Origin of the sequence: Pantoea stewartii subsp. stewartii (assembly GCF_008801695.1) — a bacterium.
Lineage (GTDB): Bacteria > Pseudomonadota > Gammaproteobacteria > Enterobacterales > Enterobacteriaceae > Pantoea > Pantoea stewartii.
In genome coordinates this window covers 34354-51079 of sequence record NZ_VZPF01000033.1, presented here as the reverse complement: position 1 = coordinate 51079, position 16726 = coordinate 34354, and the positions used below count along the sequence as shown (strand labels likewise).

The window sequence follows — 16726 nt, the reverse complement described above, 5'->3', positions numbered from 1 at the left end:
AATGGAGGCGAAGCGCCTCAAGGAGCCATGTCCGGTGTTTCACGCGATAGTGTCCATTAAAAAATGATGGACACTATTTTCCCGGAACCGGAGCCCGCTGCACAGACGGTTTAAATGTGACGCTTACTCCTTAACAGGACGCAGGACATCACCTGCGTCCTCTCTGGTCAGAACTGCGGATTCAGCGGATAGCGAGGTTTACTGCCAAACCATTTCTGGTAGAGCTGGGCATTCTCACCGGATGCATTAATTTCAAACAGGAACTCGTTGAGGTAGCTCGTCCAGATCTGATCGCCCTGTTTAACACCAAACGCGTTATATTCCAGCGGGACCAGCGCTTCGTTTGTCACTTCCAGCGTCGGATCGAGCTTGGCCTGGTAGGCGAGGAAGTTGTTATCCTCAATCATCGCATCGGCTTGTCCCTGTTTCACCGCCAGGATAGCGGCCTGAGAAGAGTCATATTCCTGAATCTTCACGTCGATCCCCATGCTGCGTACTTCGTCGCCGTTGGTCGAGCCTTTCACGGTCGCAATGGTTTTGCCCGCCATGTCGTGGGCCGATTTGATCCCGCTCGCTTTACGCACCAGCATGGCTTCACTGGCCACCACGTAGGGCTGAGTAAAGCCAATCTCTTTCGCGCGCGTCAGGTTACGGGTGAAATTACAGAACACGACATCCACTTTGTTGGTTTGCAGATTAGGAATACGGTTAGCGCTGGTGGTATTCACCATTTCCAGTTTGACGCCCATCTCTTTTGCCAGCGCTTTCGCCAGGTCGACATCGTAACCATCCGGATTACCCGCTTTATCGTAAAAACCGAACGGTGCAAAACTCAGGCAATCGCCCACCCGCAATGTGCCGCGCTGAAGAACGGTTTGTAGCGTGGATGGCGGTGCTGCACCTGCGGTTTCGTTTTTATTTTCGGTCGGTGTACAACCGGTCAGCGCCGCGACGGGCTTTGTTGAATAAATGGATTTTATGCTGTGGTACTATGAAAACGGTTGTTTCAGATAACATAAAATCAATGCGTTACATGCTTGCGTATGACGGTGTTCTGTCTGGCATCAGCGTTTTCTACCAAAACAGTGCAGACAAAACAGAATGATTACCTATTATTCAACAAAGCCGCCGCGACGGTGAGCAGAGCGGGAAGGAGCCGGACGAATACATTTTGCTGGAAAGTGGTATTCATATTTCTTCTCTCAAATAAAAGAGGGATATCACCAACATTATTAAATAATGTGGCGGGATATTTTTAATTATGGCTTTTCTGTTGGATGCGTTTATTTTTACCAGGCGAATAAACCGCAGCTATTATTTTCGTCCGGCATTAAAACACGTCATATCGACTTCGACTTTGCAATCCACAACCAGGTCCTGCACGCTGCAGATTCGGGCGGGCGGATGGTCGTGAAAAAGTTCACTAAACACTTTATTAAATGAACTAAAGTACCGGGCATCCGTCAGGACCGCCGTCACATGCACCACGTCCTTAATCTGATAACCTGCTTCCCGCATGATGGTCAGGCAGTTTTCAAAGGCCAGCCGAGTTTGCTCAATGATGCCGCCCTCTACGACTTCACCGCCTGTCATCAGTGTTTGTCCGGAGATATAAAGCCAGCCATCGGCTTCGACCGCACGTGCAAAAGGCAGTTTTTGTCCTCCGGTTCCGACGCCGCCTTCCGTACCGTAACGCTTGATAGTCATACTTATGCCCTTAAAATCGTCACCTCGCTTTGTCTGTTATACCGGAGTTAAATCTGCAATACCGGATAGGTCGAGATTTGCACAATGTTAATTATTTTGCAATAGCGAGTAACGGGATTATTTTTTAGCATTAACGTATGGCTCACGAATATTTTTTATCAATGATTATTTTTTTAAATTAAAAGTGATCGATGTCTCTTTTTTTATTCAGTGTGCGCGTTTTTGGTGCCCCAATAATTAGCATCAGGAGGAAAAAGAAAAGGATGGTTATTGTGCGCGTACTCAGGTAAAACCGTGTTGGCTGTGTATGATGGTGGCCTGAACCGATTTAACGTGGCGATGCCGGTAGGAGAAAAGTGGTATGCAGGAAGATAAACCCGCCAGAGCGCGCGGCGTGGACCGCGTAATTGATATTTTCCGTCAGCTGCATATTGCCCGCCAGCCGATGGCGATGCGCGAACTGATTGAAGCGACCGGTGCGCCGCGTTCCAGCGTTTATGAACTGGTTAATCTGCTGAGTGATGCAGGGCTGGTTGAACTGGATGCAGAAGGCAGCGTGTATTTTGGCCGCGAAATGCACTATTACGGTGCGGACTACATGGCGCACAATCCTCTGATTCGCCGCGCGCATCAATTAATGATCGAGATGGTTGCTGAGCATGGCGAAACCGTGCAGCTGTGCATGCTGGAAGGCAATAAATATACGGTGGTGCTGTCAGAGAGCAATGCGCATCCTTTCAAAATCACCTCAGACATCGGCGTTAAAATTCCGATTCCCTGGACCGCAACGGGCCGTCTGCTGTTGAGTAACTGGAGTGATGAGGCGATTCTGGCCCTGATCCCCGAGGAGGATTACCGGCTGGCCAATGGTAACGTCTTAGATAAGCAGGCTTTTCTGACCGATATTCATCGGGCGGGCCATCAGGGCTATTCGATGACGGAAGGGCTGTCTGAAAGTTTTACCTGTTGTATGGCCGCCCCGATTCGCGCCCGAAACGATCTGGCCGTGGCCGCGATTTGTTTTATGGTCAGTCGGGATACGCCCGAGGAGCGACGTCAGATGCTGTTAAAAACGCTTATTAACGCGGGGCAAAAGCTGTCTGACTTTACCTGAACCGACAGAAGAGCCTGCTTCTTCTGTCGGTCACACTGACGCGCTAATAACCTTTGAGGACCGCGACTTCATCGGCTGCGCGCGTGATGTTGACGTTAGTGACCTCGTAATGGGCCACCGCAACGAAAGGATCGTCCGCCAGAATGTGATCTAACCGGGCGCGCGGCATTGCTTTGACCATAATCATGCCACCGGTACGCGGATCCTTTCGGCCCACAGCGATAAAGTCGCCGCTGTTAAAATGCTGATCCAGCCACGTAATGTGCGGAGCCAGCAGGGCCTCGACGTCCTCAATCGGGCGGAAATAGTTCAGGTAAACGATGTACATCGTAGCTCCTCACACTTTGGGGTTGGTTAGTTCACTCAGTAACGGCAGCAGGACTTTCACACTGTCATGGGTGCGCAGACTGATACGACCGGGCAGCCAGTGATCCAGGAAATCCAGATTGTCGCGGTCGGTCTGATGCCAGGTGGTACCGTCAGGGAAATGCCGGGAACGGCGGCGCTGTTGGTCGCCGTCTTTGCTGCCTGCGTTCCAGTTTCTGGCGGTGACATCCAGTAAGGGAAAACCTGCCGCATCGAAAGGATTAACACCGTGAAAGTCATTTTTCGTGAGCTGACGACTGGCGGCGGAAATGCCAAAACGACGCGCCAGCAGCAGGGCGCGTTCGCTGGTCTGTTTGCGTACGGCACGCGGCGTGTTCATACCGCTGTTGAAATAGAGGTGGTCGCCCGTAATCAAACTGTTGAGATCGATTACCAGTAGCGTATTCTTCTTCTCTTTCTCGCTCATGCGCGCCACATAATCGTCCATGCCATGCAGATGGGATTCGCTGGCGCTGAGCGCCACAAAGCGCACCCCGTAATGAAGCGGCTTATGGCTTAACTGCTTAGCCAGTTCCAGCATCACGCCTAATCCGGAAGCATTATCATCCACGCCTTGCAAACGCAGGCCACCCAGGCCGCGCGCCTGCTCATTGTCGCTGAGTGGAATCCAGGTATCCAGGCTGGCAATCACCAGAATTTCCTGGGGAGCGCTGCCTTCCCGTGCGGCGATTACCGAGGTCGCGGTAAGCTTGCGCCAGCGCGATGTGCCATCACGTTCCTGCCATGTGTAACCCGTATTGAACTGTCGGGTATTGGTTTCAAACCCCAGGGCCGTAAACTGATGTTGCAGGTATTCCGCCGCCATCAACTCGGCCGGGCTGCCGCTCATGCGACCGGGAAAGTACGTTGAGATATGACGGACCTGCTGTTCGGCGAAGTGTCCTGTGAGGTCGGTCAGGGCCTGAGCGCTGAAGATCACGCTGCCACCAAGCAGTGCGGCCAGGCGGAGAAAGGCAAGCATGTCGGGTTCCTTGTGGCTTATTCCTAAAAAGGAGGGGCATTTTTTGTGGCCTAGTATGAAACTGTGATGCTCATTACACAATTTGAATCGTCCTGAAAGGCCTGTAGGATCATCCGCTAAGCACATTTTGTTCTGAGCTTTTCTTTAGCGTTATTCCATTCGGTAACATCTCATTCCAATTCGTAATTTCATCTCAATTCACCAGGGAACGTATAGTCGCGATAACGCATCGTAACAACACCAGGGTTAACGTGGATTATTTGCCTCTTTTTGCCGATCTCGCGGGTCGACCTGTACTGGTCGTGGGCGGGGGAGATATCGCGGCGCGCAAGATTGAATTGCTGCGTCGGGCGGGGGCGCGCATTCAGATTGCCTCACGCGAGCTGTGCCCGGAGTTACAAACCTTACTGGATGAACAGCAGCTTGAATGGCTGGCGACGGCTTTTGAGCCTGCACAGCTAGACAAGGTGTTTCTGGTCATTGCCGCGACCGACGATAACGCGCTGAATGCGCAGGTTTATGACGAGGCCAATGCCCGCCATAAACTGGTCAATGTCGTCGACGATCAGCCGAAATGCAGTTTTATTTTCCCCTCCATCGTAGACCGCTCACCGCTGGTGGTGGCGATCTCCTCCAGCGGGACGGCACCGGTCCTTGCCCGCATGTTACGTGAAAAGCTGGAAACGTTGCTGCCGTCTCATCTGGGCCAGATGGCCCAGCTGGCGGGGCAGTGGCGTGACAAAGTCAAAGCCCGCTTCAGTCGCATGTCCGATCGCCGCCGCTACTGGGAACGGATCTTTAACGGCCGCTTTGCCAGTCAGATGGCAACAGGCGACGTTGAGGCCGCCAAAGCGACGCTGGACAGCGAACTGGGCGATCAGCCGCCCCGGCAGGGCGAGATTATCCTTGTCGGTGCCGGGCCGGGCGACAGCGGTCTGCTGACGCTGCGCGGGCTGCAGGTGATGCAACTGGCCGATGTGGTGCTCTATGACCATCTGGTCAGTGAAGAGGTGCTGGATCTGGTTCGACGCGATGCCGACCGTATCTGCGTGGGCAAGCGTGCCAGCGCGCATCTGTTACCGCAGGACGAAATCAACCAACTGATGGTGCAGCTGGCGCAGAAAGGCAAGCGCGTGGTGCGGTTGAAAGGCGGCGATCCGTTTATCTTCGGCCGCGGCGGCGAAGAGTTACAGGCCGCCCAGCAGGCGGGCATTCCGTTCCAGGTCGTGCCTGGCGTTACCGCTGCCGCTGGCGCAACCGCCTACGCCGGTATCCCGCTGACGCACCGTGATTACGCGCAGAGCGTTCTGTTTATTACCGGTCACTGTCGGCCGGACAGTGATGACATTGACTGGCCGTCCCTGGCGCGCGCGCGACAAACGCTGGCGATTTATATGGGTGCGATGAAGGCCGCCGAAATCAGTCGACAGCTTATTCTCCATGGACGCGCGGCGTCGACGCCGGTGGCGGTAATTGGCCGCGGCACCCGGTCCGACCAACAGGTTCTGACCGGCACGCTTGAACATCTTGAAACGCTGGCAGCGTCAGCGCCTTCCCCGGCCCTGCTGGTGATTGGGGAAGTGGTTAATTTACACGGGCAACTTGCCTGGTTTCAGCATTCGGCACAGCAGGGGGCTCGTGAGTCCGCCGTTGTCAATCTGGCTTGAGAGGAAAAACGATGGATCAAAAACGACTCACTCATCTGCGCCAACTGGAGGCAGAGAGTATCCATATCATCCGTGAAGTGGCAGCCGAATTTGGCAATCCGGTCATGATGTATTCTATCGGCAAGGATTCTTCTGTGATGCTGCATCTGGCACGCAAAGCCTTCTATCCGGGTACGCTGCCCTTCCCGTTGCTGCATGTCGATACCGGCTGGAAGTTTCGTGAGATGTACGAATTCCGCGATCGCACCGTAAAAGCGATGGGGGCCGAACTGCTGGTGCATCGCAACCCGGAAGGCGTGGCGATGGGCATTAATCCCTTTGTGCACGGCAGTGCCAAACACACCGACATCATGAAAACCGAAGGCCTGAAGCAGGCCCTGAACAAGTACGGTTTCGATGCGGCCTTTGGTGGCGCGCGCCGTGATGAAGAGAAGTCACGCGCTAAAGAGCGTATCTACTCATTCCGTGACCGTTTTCATCGCTGGGACCCGAAAAACCAGCGCCCGGAACTGTGGCACAACTATAACGGCCAGATTAACAAAGGCGAGAGCATCCGTGTTTTCCCGCTGTCAAACTGGACCGAGCTGGATATCTGGCAGTACATTTTCCTGGAAAACATTGAGATTGTTCCGCTCTATCTTGCCGCGCCGCGTCCGGTACTGGAACGTGACGGCATGCTGATGATGATCGATGACGACCGTATCAACCTTCAGCCAGGTGAAGTGATTAAACAGCGCATGGTGCGTTTCCGCACCCTGGGATGCTGGCCGCTCACCGGTGCGGTGGAATCTGAAGCGCAAACCTTGCCTGAGATTATTGAAGAGATGCTGGTTTCGACCACCAGCGAGCGTCAGGGCCGGGTAATTGACCGCGATCAGTCCGGTTCGATGGAACTGAAAAAACGTCAGGGTTATTTCTAAGGAGACGCCAGATGAATACCGTAATTGCACAACAAATTGCCGAACAGGGCGGCGTTGAAGCCTGGCTGACCGCACAACAATACAAAAGCCTGCTGCGTTTTCTGACCTGCGGCAGCGTGGACGATGGGAAAAGTACGCTGATCGGTCGCCTGCTGCACGACACCCGACAAATCTACGAAGATCAGCTGTCGTCATTACAAAGTGACAGTAAACGTCATGGTACGCAGGGCGAAAAACTGGATCTGGCCCTGCTGGTGGACGGCCTGCAAGCCGAGCGTGAGCAGGGCATCACCATTGACGTCGCTTACCGCTATTTCTCTACCGAGAAGCGCAAGTTCATCATTGCCGACACGCCGGGGCATGAGCAGTACACCCGCAATATGGCGACGGGGGCATCGACCTGCGATCTGGCTATTCTGCTGATCGACGCCCGTAAATGCGTGCTGGACCAGACCCGCCGCCACAGCTTCATTTCCACTCTGCTGGGAATCAAGCATCTGGTCGTGGCGATCAACAAAATGGATCTGGTGGACTATCAGCAGTCTGTGTTCGAGCAGATCAAACAGGATTATCTCGATTTTGCCGGACAACTGCCCGACGACCTGGATATTCGTTTCGTGCCGATGTCGGCGCTGGAAGGCGAAAACGTCGCCTCACAGAGTCAAAGCATGCCCTGGTACACCGGTCCGACCTTACTGGACGTGCTGGAAACGGTGGAGCTGAACGCAGTCGTCGATCATCAGCCGATGCGGTTTCCGGTGCAGTACGTTAACCGTCCCAATCTTGATTTCCGGGGTTATGCCGGTACGCTCGCGTCCGGGACCGTAAAGGTGGGCCAGCGGGTTAAAGTGCTGCCCTCCGGCGTTGAATCGACTGTTGCCCGCATCGTGACCTTTGATGGCGATTTGCAGGAGGCGGGCGCGGGTGAAGCCATTACGCTGGTTCTCAATGATGAGATTGATATCAGTCGTGGCGATCTGCTCGTGGAGGCAAGCGCGGAACTGCGTGCGGTTCAGTCAGCCACCGTCGATGTGGTGTGGATGGCAGAGCAGCCGTTACAGGCCGGGCAAAGTTACGATGTAAAAATTGCGGGCAAAAAAGCGCGCGGTCGTGTTGAAAAGGTCATTCATCAGGTTGAGATTAACTCGCTGGAAAAACGCGAGGCGGACAGCCTGCCGCTGAATGGCATTGGTCTGGTGACGTTTACCTTTGACGAACCGCTGGTGCTCGACAGCTATCAGGATAACCCGGTCACCGGCGGAATGATTATCATCGATCGTCTGAGTAACGTGACCGTCGGGGCTGGGCTTATTCATGAGCCGCTGGCCGATAACCCCCAGCAGCACGGTGAATTTAGTGCGTTTGAACTGGAACTGAATGCGCTGGTTCGTCGTCATTTCCCGCACTGGAATGCACGCGATCTGCTGGGCGGTCAGTAATGGCCCGGCATGATGAAAATGTCGTATGGCATGACCATCCCGTCACGCGCGATGCGCGTGAACAGCAGCACGGCCATCAGGGCGTGGTGCTGTGGTTCACCGGCCTTTCGGGGTCGGGAAAATCCACCGTGGCTGGCGCGCTGGAACAGGCGTTGCACCGCATAGGCGTCAGCACCTATCTGCTGGACGGCGACAACGTGCGTCATGGCCTGTGCCGCGATCTGGGCTTTAGCGATGCCGATCGTAAAGAGAATATCCGCCGGGTAGGCGAAGTCGCAAAACTGATGGTGGATACGGGGTTAGTGGTGCTGACCGCGTTTATCTCACCGCATCGGGCCGAGCGTCAAATGGTGCGTGATCTGCTGGATGAAGGCCGGTTTATTGAGGTTTATGTCGATACACCGTTGGCAGTCTGTGAAGCGCGCGACCCGAAAGGGTTATACAAAAAAGCCCGCGCGGGCGAATTGCGAAATTTCACCGGTATAGACAGCGTTTATGAAGCGCCGGAACAGCCAGAAATCCGGCTTAATGGGGAACAATTGGTTACAAAACTGACGCCCCAATTATTAGATCTGCTGCGCCAGCGCGATATTATCAGTTCCTGAACAGACAGCGGCAGAGCGCATTCCGTTTTGCCGCCTTCGCGTTGACAGGATATTTATGCAGAATATAACCCCCATGCTGGCACGCAAAGACTCACGTACGCCTGATGAACCGCGTTCGGTGTTACCGGGTGGTATCATTGGTTTCGTATGTTACTGGTGTGCGCTGGCCATTCCTTTCCTGTTGTACGGCTCCAGTACGCTGTTTTTCTTTCTCTACACGTGGCCCTTTTTCCTGGCGCTGTTTCCGGTTTCCGTCCTGACGGGCATGGTACTGAGTACCTGGCTGCGTGGGCAATGGATATGGACCTCCCTGATATGCGTTATCGCTGTCGCCCTCCAGTTCTGGATACTGTTCCTGTTTCTGTCACGCTGGTAACGGCGTTGATGTCTAAACGCACCAGCAGGTTACAAAAGTTTTCCGGTCTTGTACCTTCTCGTTCTTCTCTTTTTTTGCTCACGCGAACAGCATTAGCAGGCATTTTCGCTGCCAGTGTGGAGTCCTGAGTAAAGTTATGGGATGATTGAGCCGTTTTTAGGGGGCGGGATGGGAAAACTGACGTTACTGCTACTGGTGCTGCTTGGCTGGCTGCAATATTCCTTGTGGTTAGGCAAGAATGGTATCCATGATTTTACGCGCGTCAGCGATGACGTGGCGGTACAAAAGGCGACAAACGCCAAACTTAAAATGCGTAACGATCAACTGTTTGCCGAAATTGACGATCTCAATGGCGGCTCTGAAGCGATCGAGGAACGCGCACGCAGTGAATTAGGCATGATTAAGCCGGGTGAAACCTTCTATCGTCTGGTGCCTGACCAGAACAAACGCAACGCGCAACAAGCTGCGCAAAACCAACAACGATAAAACATGAACAATCAGTCCCACTCTGCGGATGTGATTGCCGTGGTGCCCGCTGCCGGTATCGGCAGCCGCATGCAGGCAACCTGTCCCAAACAGTATCTGACGATTGGTCAGCACACACTTCTGGAACACAGTATTGCGCGTCTGTTCTCCCATCCAGCGGTTTCTCAGGTCATCGTCGCGTTAAGCCCTGACGATAATCACTTTGCCCGTTTGCCGCTGGCCAGCGATCCGCGTGTTGTGCGCGTGACCGGCGGCGAAACGCGTGCCGAGTCGGTGCTGGCGGGATTACAGGCGGCACAGGGCGCGCACTGGGTGTTAGTGCACGATGCCGCGCGCCCGTGTCTGCATCCGGATGATCTGGACCGCCTGCTGCAGTTACCAGGAAAGAGCAAAACGGGTGGCATTCTGGCGGCACCGGTCTGTGACACCATGAAGCGGGGGGAACCCGGCCAGTCAGCGATTGCGCATACGGTCGAACGTGACCATCTGTGGCATGCCCTGACGCCGCAACTTTTTCCCCACGCGCTCCTTACCGCCTGCCTGACCCGCGCCTTGAACGAGGGCGCGATCATTACCGATGAAGCCTCGGCACTGGAATATTGTGGCTACCATCCTGAGCTGGTCACAGGTCGCAGCGATAACATTAAAGTTACCCGCCCGGAAGACTTAGCCCTGGCGGCTTTTTATCTTAGTCAGATTCAGTCAAAGGAGAGCGCATGATGCGTATCGGTCACGGTTTTGACGTTCACGCTTTCGGTGGAGAAGGTCCGCTGGTGATTGGCGGTGTGCGAATTCCATTTGAGTATGGTTTTATCGCCCATTCGGATGGCGACGTGGCACTGCATGCTCTGACCGATGCCTTACTGGGCGCGGTGGCAATGGGCGATATAGGCAAGCTGTTCCCGGATACCGATCCGGCGTTCAAAGGCGCAGACAGCCGCGGTTTGCTGCGGGAAGCCTGGCGCCGTATTGCGGCGAAAGGCTATCGCATCGGTAACGTGGACGTCACGATTATCGCTCAGGCACCTAAAATGCTGCCGCATGTACCCCAGATGCGCATCAATATTGCTGAAGATCTGGGTTGCCATATGGATCAGGTGAACGTTAAAGCCACCACGACGGAAAAGCTCGGGTTCACCGGACGCGGCGAAGGCATTGCCTGTGAAGCGGTCGCGTTGCTGCTGAAAACGGAGTCGGCATGACGTTGCAGTACCTCCACGGTGTGCCTGGCGCGACGGGCGTAATTAAAGCCCGCCCGGAAGACTTCGAGGTGAAGGAAGACCTGGGGTACCGCCCTGACGGTGAAGGTGAGCATGTGCTGGTGCGCATTCGTAAAACGGGTGCCAATACGCGTTTTGTTGCCGAAGCCCTGGCAAAATTTATGAAAATTCCTGCCCGCGACCTCAGTTATGCCGGCATGAAAGACCGCCACGCCGTGACCGAGCAAACACTCTGCTTCCGTGTGCCGGGCAATGCGATGCCCAACCTGACAGGCTTTGCATCAGAAGGCGTCGAAATCCTTGAGGTTGTGCGTCATAAGCGCAAATTGCGCGTCGGCGCGCTGGCCGGAAACGCCTTTCGGTTGACCATACGACAGGTCAGCCAGCGCGATGACATCGAGGCCCGCCTTAAGCAGATTCGTGAACGCGGTGTGCCTAATTACTTTGGCGAGCAACGCTTTGGGCGCAACGGCAACAATCTGCAGACGGCGTTGAAACTGGCGCGTCAGGAAATCCAGATACGTGACCGCAATAAACGTGGCCTGATGCTCTCTGCTGCACGTAGTGCGTTATTCAATCAGGTCACCAGTCTGCGTTTGCAGCAGCAGGGTAGCCTGACTCAGGTCATGAACGGGGATGCATTGCAGCTTACCGGGCGTGGCAGTTGGTTTGTCGCCCAGCCCGAGGAAAGGGAGGCGTTGCAGGCGCGCGTGGATCAGCATGCGTTGCGTATCACGGCACCCTTGCCCGGAAAAGGCGAGGCGGGGCCACAGGGCGACGCGCTGGCGTTCGAAGAGCACTGTCTGGCGGATGCGGTAGAACTGCGCGCGCTGCTGGTGCGTGAACGGGTGGAGGCCAGCCGGCGTGCCATGCTGGTGGTGCCGCGCGATTTGCACTGGCAGTGGCTGGATGACGCCACCCTGACGTTGCAGTTCTGGTTACCGGCGGGCAGCTTTGCCACCAGCGTGGTCAGAGAGCTGGTCATCACTGACGACACAGCGGATTTACCTGACGAATAAGCCACGTCCTCACTTGGCCAGTCGCGCGGGTGAGGGACGCGCTGGCGTGCACAATGGGCGGCGTAGCAGGGGGCCAGCATCGCACGAAATCTTTCCTTTCAAGCAAATGTGTTACCTTTTTCCTGCCTGTGCGTTTTATTTTCGTCTACCACTTCCTCTCGCTCACCGCTAGAATGCAAAAGTCGCTGTCCAGTCATAACCTGTTGCCATGCTTCAAAACAGGTCCTTATTACGGCGACCCGGTTGAACAGAAAAGGTCAGAATTAAATGCGGATATTGCTCAGCAACGATGATGGCATCCATGCGCCTGGTATTCAGACGCTGGCAAAGGCTTTGCGTCAATTTGCCGAGGTGCAGGTGGTGGCACCGGATCGCAATCGCAGTGGTGCCTCCAACTCATTGACGCTGGAAACCCCGTTGCGCACCTTTACCCATGAAAACGGGGACATTGCGGTGCAAATGGGCACGCCCACCGATTGCGTGTATTTGGGCGTAAACGCACTGATGCAACCCCGACCCGATATTGTGGTCTCGGGGATCAATGCCGGCCCCAATCTGGGTGATGACGTTATCTATTCCGGCACGGTGGCCGCGGCCATGGAGGGACGTCATCTGGGGTTGCCCGCCATTGCGGTTTCGCTCAATGGTCATGAGCACTATGCCACTGCGGCGGCGGTAACCTGTGCGCTGCTTAAAGCGCTGAGTCGTGAGCCGCTGCGCACCGGACGCATACTGAACATCAATGTGCCCGATCTGCCGCTGGCGGAGGTGAAAGGCATTCGCGTGACGCGCTGTGGCAGTCGGCATCCGGCCGATCAGGTGATTGCCCAAACCGATCCGCGCGGCAATCCGCTGTACTGGATAGGACCACCGGGCGAAAAACTGGATGCCGGCCCTGATACTGATTTTGCCGCCGTGGATGAAGGTTATGTGTCCGTCACCGCGCTGCATGTTGATCTCACCGCGCACAAGGCTCAGGACGTGCTGAGTCGCTGGCTGGATAACGCTGAGGTAAACCTGGTATGGTGAGTCGGCGTATCGAGACACTGTTGGCGCAACTGCGTCAACAGGGGATTCATGACGAACACCTGTTAAAAGCCATCGCCGACGTGCCGCGTGAGCGCTTTATCGATGAGGCCTTTGAGCACAAAGCCTGGGATAACATGGCGCTCCCCATCGGCTCAGGCCAGACGATTTCACAGCCCTATATGGTGGCGCGGATGACCGCCCTGCTGGAACTCGATGTGCACTCGCGGGTTCTGGAAATCGGGACCGGTTCTGGTTATCAGACCGCGATTCTGGCTCATCTGGTTGAGCATGTTTACTCTGTCGAACGCATCAAAGGTCTGCAGTGGCATGCAAAGCGCCGTCTGAAACAGCTCGATTTACATAACGTCTCTACCCGCCACGGTGATGGCTGGCAGGGCTGGCCCTCGCGCGGGCCTTTCGATGCCATTATTGTGACGGCGGCGCCCCCCGAAATTCCGACTGCGCTGATAGCACAACTGGCAGAAGGTGGCATTATGGTGCTACCTGTCGGTGAAGAGCAGCAGGTGCTTAAACGCCTGCGCCGACGCGGCGGTGAAATCACCGAGGAAACGATTGAGCCGGTGCGTTTCGTCCCGCTGGTTCAGGGCGATCTGGCCTGATGACCGTGTTAGCATTTCTTAATAACTGTTTCATGGCACACGGTAGTTGATATTGTTACTATCCAGTCAGTTCAACGAAAATACAGCGTTTAACGTGCCACACAGTGTAATGTGCTGGTGAAAAGAGAAAGTCAGTTTTTAAAGGTTGCCACCACGGGGGATTAATGAGCACGGGAAGCACAATTTTTCAGTTACGCCGTCTGGCGGCGCTTTCACTGGTAAGTTTTTGGCTGGCAGGCTGTAGTTCAGGCGACAATACACAAGCGCCAATAAGTAATATCGGCGACGGCAGCAGCATGAATGATAACGGTAATATGGCCAGCACTGGTACTGCGCCTGTTGCCAGTGGTGTGCCGACGACGCCATCGCAGGGCGGCATGTTAAGCCGAAATACGCCTGTGCCGCAGAATAAGCCGGGAATCATTAGTACCGGTAATAATACAAGTAATGAAGTTGAAACCCAGAACGGGCGAATTGTGTACAACAGAAGTTATCAGAATATTCCTAAAGGAAGCTATTCTGGACAAACGTACACCGTAAAACGCGGCGATACCCTCTTCTATATTGCCTGGATTACCGGCAATGACTTCCGCGATCTGGCGCAGCGCAACAACGTACAGCCACCGTACAGCCTAAATGTTGGGCAAACCTTGCAGGTCGACAACGGCTCCGGCCAGCCTATTACCGGGGGCAACGCGATTACCGCGGCGGATGCATCACAAAGCGGCATCGTCACCGCACCACAAATAAAACAGGCCCCTGTTGCACAGCAGCCTGTTATTACGTATTCTGATGATTCAGGTAACTCGAATGGCAGTAAATTGTTGCCTTCGAAGGGAGCAAATGTTGCAACGACAACAGCTCCAGCCGTTACCGCACCACCGACGGTGAGCAGTACAACAAACAGTTCAACGCCTGTTGGAAGCTGGCGTTGGCCGACCGAAGGTAAGATCATCGATAACTTCTCTGCCACCGAGGGTGGTAACAAAGGGATCGATATCGCAGGTTCGCGCGGACAGCCGGTTGTGGCCACTGCTTCAGGAAGGGTGGTTTATGCAGGCAACGCGCTTCGTGGTTACGGTAATTTAATCATCATCAAACACAATGATGATTACCTGAGTGCCTACGCCCACAACGATACAATGCTGGTCCGGGAACAACAGGAAGTTAAGGCTGGGCAAAAGATCGCTACCATGGGTAGCACCGGAACCAGTTCAGTTAGATTACACTTTGAAATTCGTTTCAAGGGGAAATCCGTAAACCCGTTGCGTTATTTACCGCAGCGATAATCCGGCAGAGTCCTCTGGAGTCTGCCCTGGAATCACGGGTAGGAGCCACTTATGAGCCAGAATACGCTGAAAGTAAACGAGTTACATGAGAATGCGGAATTCGAAGAGAATGGAGCAGAAATTTTTGATGAGAAGGCGCTCGTCGAAAATGACTCTGGCGACAATGATGTAGCAGAAGAGGAGTTGCTGGCGCAGGGTGCGACGCAACGTGTCCTTGACGCTACTCAGCTCTATCTTGGGGAGATTGGCTATTCTCCATTGCTGACGGCCGAGGAAGAGGTACTCTTCGCTCGCCGGGCATTACGAGGTGATATTCCTTCTCGTCGCCGCATGATCGAAAGTAACTTACGACTGGTGGTGAAGATTGCACGACGTTACAGCAATCGCGGTCTGGCCCTGCTGGACCTGATTGAGGAAGGTAACCTCGGCTTGATTCGCGCCGTTGAGAAATTTGATCCAGAACGTGGATTCCGTTTCTCAACGTATGCCACCTGGTGGATTCGTCAGACCATTGAACGGGCAATCATGAACCAGACCCGGACAATTCGTTTGCCGATCCACATTGTGAAAGAATTGAACGTTTATCTGCGTACTGCGCGTGAACTTTCTCACAAGCTCGACCACGAGCCGAGTGCGGAAGAGATTGCAGAACAACTGGATAAACCGGTTGATGACGTAAGCCGTATGTTGCGTCTCAACGAACGTATTACCTCAGTTGATACTCCTTTAGGGGGCGATTCTGAGAAAGCGCTGCTGGATATCCTGGCCGATGAAAAAGACAACGGCCCAGAAGATACCACGCAAGATGACGATATGAAGCAAAGTATCGTTAAATGGCTGTTCGAACTGAACGCCAAGCAGCGCGAAGTGCTGGCTCGTCGTTTCGGCCTGTTGGGCTATGAAGCGGCAACGCTTGAGGATGTTGGCCGTGAAATCGGTTTAACCCGCGAGCGTGTGCGCCAGATTCAGGTTGAAGGTTTGCGCCGTCTGCGCGAAATCCTGCAAGGTCAGGGCCTCAGCATTGAAGCACTGTTCCGCGAATAAGCTGAACACGGCACGTCAACAGAAAGCGATGGGTAACCCCCATCGCTTTTTTTTGTCTGTTATTTACGCTTAAGTCTGTCCGGCAAAATACTCCCCTGTCAGAAAACAGGGCTGACGGGCGGCATCTTTTGTCAGGCAAAGTGTCACATCGTCCGGAAAGCCTCTTTGTATCAGCTCGACTGCGGACGCGCAGTGAAACAGTGCCGCGAAATTCTGGGACTGATGAGCGTGCCAGGCGGCGACAGCGGTCTGCGCTTCAGGTGAAAGCGTGCGTTGTGCCAGCGCGGCAATGATTCCCCCCGCTACCACATAATCCTCAATACAGGGGCGAAGGCTCCCGTCTGGCCAACGTTCGCCACAGGGGACAATCAGAATACGGCTGAAGGCGCGGCAGGCTTCGGCCGTTGCGGTCAGGTTTCTCAGGCAGCCTGTCAGCACGGGGACGCCCCGTTCCCGCGCCCTGAAGCAGGTTGCGGAGCCATTAGGGGAGGGCAGCACCAGTTTTTCATCCGGACGAACACTGAGTAACGTTCGTGGTGACAGACTGTAGCCCTCGCCACTGAATCGCCTGTCGCTGTTAGCCGCGATGGCACCGACGGACTGCGCATATTGCGTGACAGAGTGATCTTTCCAGGGATAAGGATAGACGCGCGCCCCGTTCTCCACTGCCACGCTGACACAGGTAGAAAAGGACATCACGTCAATAATCACGATGATATCCACGTCCCCGGCAAGATGATCAATGGCCGGGATCCCCCATTCCAGACGAACAGCAAACGCGTCCTGACGATACCAGTTCATAGGCTTTTCCCGCAGTGTGGTGTAACAGAGATGTGCAACCGG

19 protein-coding genes are annotated in these 16726 nt (G+C 54.7%); 14 read left to right on the top strand and 5 right to left on the bottom strand.

Going from position 1 to position 16726, the window contains the following annotated elements; all coding sequences use genetic code 11:
* Positions 1-167: 167 nt before the first annotated feature.
* Both F7Q90_RS11645 and F7Q90_RS11630 read right to left on the bottom strand, forming a co-directional pair.
* The gene (locus tag F7Q90_RS11645; protein ID WP_044242520.1) at positions 168-980 is read right to left on the bottom strand and encodes an ABC transporter substrate-binding protein; all 813 of its coding nucleotides are present in this window, start codon (positions 978-980) and stop codon (positions 168-170) included.
* A 334-nt stretch (positions 981-1314) separates the two neighbouring features.
* Positions 1315-1707: a RidA family protein gene (locus F7Q90_RS11630; protein ID WP_006120744.1), complete on the bottom strand. Its 393-nt coding sequence runs from the start codon at positions 1705-1707 to the stop codon at positions 1315-1317.
* A 361-nt stretch (positions 1708-2068) separates the two neighbouring features.
* On the opposite strand from F7Q90_RS11630, the gene F7Q90_RS11625 reads away from it, so the two are divergent.
* On the top strand, positions 2069-2821 hold the full coding sequence (locus tag F7Q90_RS11625; protein WP_006120743.1) for an IclR family transcriptional regulator: 753 nt from the start codon (positions 2069-2071) through the stop codon (positions 2819-2821).
* A gap of 43 nt (positions 2822-2864) precedes the next feature.
* On the opposite strand, the gene F7Q90_RS11620 is transcribed toward F7Q90_RS11625, so the two are convergent.
* Positions 2865-3149 (bottom strand): YciI family protein, encoded by a 285-nt coding sequence (locus tag F7Q90_RS11620; RefSeq protein WP_006120742.1) that lies wholly within the window; start codon positions 3147-3149, stop codon positions 2865-2867.
* Positions 3150-3158: 9 nt separating this feature from the next.
* Positions 3159-4169 carry an aminopeptidase gene (locus tag F7Q90_RS11615; protein WP_006120741.1) on the bottom strand — a complete coding sequence of 337 codons (1011 nt, stop codon included), beginning with the start codon at positions 4167-4169 and terminating at the stop codon, positions 3159-3161.
* Between the two features lie 251 nt (positions 4170-4420).
* Here F7Q90_RS11615 and cysG point away from each other — a divergent pair, with 251 nt between their 5' ends.
* From cysG to rpoS, 13 genes are all read left to right on the top strand, one after another.
* Positions 4421-5836, top strand: coding sequence for a siroheme synthase CysG (gene cysG / locus F7Q90_RS11610; protein WP_006120740.1), 1416 nt, complete (start codon positions 4421-4423; stop codon positions 5834-5836).
* Positions 5837-5847: 11 nt separating this feature from the next.
* Positions 5848-6756, top strand: coding sequence for a sulfate adenylyltransferase subunit CysD (gene cysD, locus F7Q90_RS11605; RefSeq protein ID WP_006120739.1), 909 nt, complete (start codon positions 5848-5850; stop codon positions 6754-6756).
* Positions 6757-6767: 11 nt separating this feature from the next.
* A complete protein-coding gene (gene cysN, locus F7Q90_RS11600; protein WP_006120738.1) occupies positions 6768-8195 on the top strand; it encodes a sulfate adenylyltransferase subunit CysN in 1428 nt (475 codons plus the stop codon).
* The gene (gene cysC / locus F7Q90_RS11595) at positions 8195-8800 is read left to right on the top strand and encodes an adenylyl-sulfate kinase (protein WP_006120737.1); all 606 of its coding nucleotides are present in this window, start codon (positions 8195-8197) and stop codon (positions 8798-8800) included. Before cysN ends, cysC begins: the two co-directional genes overlap by 1 nt.
* Positions 8801-8855: 55 nt before the next feature.
* Complete coding sequence (locus F7Q90_RS11590) at positions 8856-9176, top strand: DUF3561 family protein (RefSeq protein ID WP_006120736.1); 321 nt, start codon at positions 8856-8858, stop codon at positions 9174-9176.
* Positions 9177-9344: 168 nt separating this feature from the next.
* Positions 9345-9662 (top strand): cell division protein FtsB, encoded by a 318-nt coding sequence (gene ftsB / locus F7Q90_RS11585; protein WP_006120735.1) that lies wholly within the window; start codon positions 9345-9347, stop codon positions 9660-9662.
* Positions 9663-9665: 3 nt separating this feature from the next.
* Positions 9666-10382, top strand: a complete 717-nt coding sequence (ispD, locus tag F7Q90_RS11580; protein ID WP_006120734.1) for a 2-C-methyl-D-erythritol 4-phosphate cytidylyltransferase — start codon at positions 9666-9668, stop codon at positions 10380-10382.
* A complete protein-coding gene (gene ispF, locus F7Q90_RS11575; protein WP_006120733.1) occupies positions 10382-10864 on the top strand; it encodes a 2-C-methyl-D-erythritol 2,4-cyclodiphosphate synthase in 483 nt (160 codons plus the stop codon). Before ispD ends, ispF begins: the two co-directional genes overlap by 1 nt.
* Positions 10861-11901 carry a tRNA pseudouridine(13) synthase TruD gene (gene truD / locus F7Q90_RS11570; protein WP_006120732.1) on the top strand — a complete coding sequence of 347 codons (1041 nt, stop codon included), beginning with the start codon at positions 10861-10863 and terminating at the stop codon, positions 11899-11901. Before ispF ends, truD begins: the two co-directional genes overlap by 4 nt.
* 267 nt (positions 11902-12168) lie before the next feature.
* Positions 12169-12930 (top strand): 5'/3'-nucleotidase SurE, encoded by a 762-nt coding sequence (gene surE, locus F7Q90_RS11565; protein WP_006120731.1) that lies wholly within the window; start codon positions 12169-12171, stop codon positions 12928-12930.
* Entirely contained in the window at positions 12924-13550 is a 627-nt protein-coding gene (locus F7Q90_RS11560; RefSeq protein ID WP_006120730.1) for a protein-L-isoaspartate(D-aspartate) O-methyltransferase, read from the top strand. Before surE ends, F7Q90_RS11560 begins: the two co-directional genes overlap by 7 nt.
* A gap of 164 nt (positions 13551-13714) precedes the next feature.
* On the top strand, positions 13715-14839 hold the full coding sequence (gene nlpD, locus F7Q90_RS11555; protein ID WP_006120729.1) for a murein hydrolase activator NlpD: 1125 nt from the start codon (positions 13715-13717) through the stop codon (positions 14837-14839).
* A 51-nt stretch (positions 14840-14890) separates the two neighbouring features.
* Entirely contained in the window at positions 14891-15883 is a 993-nt protein-coding gene (gene rpoS, locus F7Q90_RS11550; RefSeq protein WP_006120728.1) for an RNA polymerase sigma factor RpoS, read from the top strand.
* A 69-nt stretch (positions 15884-15952) separates the two neighbouring features.
* Here rpoS and F7Q90_RS11545 read toward each other — a convergent pair whose 3' ends face one another.
* Positions 15953-16684, bottom strand: coding sequence for a 2-phosphosulfolactate phosphatase (locus F7Q90_RS11545; RefSeq protein ID WP_006120727.1), 732 nt, complete (start codon positions 16682-16684; stop codon positions 15953-15955).
* Positions 16685-16726: the final 42 nt, after the last annotated feature.

Coding starts and splice junctions, on each gene's coding strand:
- F7Q90_RS11630 (WP_006120744.1), bottom strand. CDS start 1,707: ATGACTATCAAGCGTTACGGTACGGAAGGCGGCGTCGGAACCGGAGGA.
- F7Q90_RS11625 (WP_006120743.1), top strand. CDS start 2,069: ATGCAGGAAGATAAACCCGCCAGAGCGCGCGGCGTGGACCGCGTAATT.
- F7Q90_RS11620 (WP_006120742.1), bottom strand. CDS start 3,149: ATGTACATCGTTTACCTGAACTATTTCCGCCCGATTGAGGACGTCGAG.
- F7Q90_RS11615 (WP_006120741.1), bottom strand. CDS start 4,169: ATGCTTGCCTTTCTCCGCCTGGCCGCACTGCTTGGTGGCAGCGTGATC.
- cysD (WP_006120739.1), top strand. CDS start 5,848: ATGGATCAAAAACGACTCACTCATCTGCGCCAACTGGAGGCAGAGAGT.
- cysN (WP_006120738.1), top strand. CDS start 6,768: ATGAATACCGTAATTGCACAACAAATTGCCGAACAGGGCGGCGTTGAA.
- cysC (WP_006120737.1), top strand. CDS start 8,195: ATGGCCCGGCATGATGAAAATGTCGTATGGCATGACCATCCCGTCACG.
- F7Q90_RS11590 (WP_006120736.1), top strand. CDS start 8,856: ATGCAGAATATAACCCCCATGCTGGCACGCAAAGACTCACGTACGCCT.
- ftsB (WP_006120735.1), top strand. CDS start 9,345: ATGGGAAAACTGACGTTACTGCTACTGGTGCTGCTTGGCTGGCTGCAA.
- ispD (WP_006120734.1), top strand. CDS start 9,666: ATGAACAATCAGTCCCACTCTGCGGATGTGATTGCCGTGGTGCCCGCT.
- ispF (WP_006120733.1), top strand. CDS start 10,382: ATGCGTATCGGTCACGGTTTTGACGTTCACGCTTTCGGTGGAGAAGGT.
- truD (WP_006120732.1), top strand. CDS start 10,861: ATGACGTTGCAGTACCTCCACGGTGTGCCTGGCGCGACGGGCGTAATT.
- surE (WP_006120731.1), top strand. CDS start 12,169: ATGCGGATATTGCTCAGCAACGATGATGGCATCCATGCGCCTGGTATT.
- F7Q90_RS11560 (WP_006120730.1), top strand. CDS start 12,924: ATGGTGAGTCGGCGTATCGAGACACTGTTGGCGCAACTGCGTCAACAG.
- nlpD (WP_006120729.1), top strand. CDS start 13,715: ATGAGCACGGGAAGCACAATTTTTCAGTTACGCCGTCTGGCGGCGCTT.
- rpoS (WP_006120728.1), top strand. CDS start 14,891: ATGAGCCAGAATACGCTGAAAGTAAACGAGTTACATGAGAATGCGGAA.
- F7Q90_RS11545 (WP_006120727.1), bottom strand. CDS start 16,684: ATGAACTGGTATCGTCAGGACGCGTTTGCTGTTCGTCTGGAATGGGGG.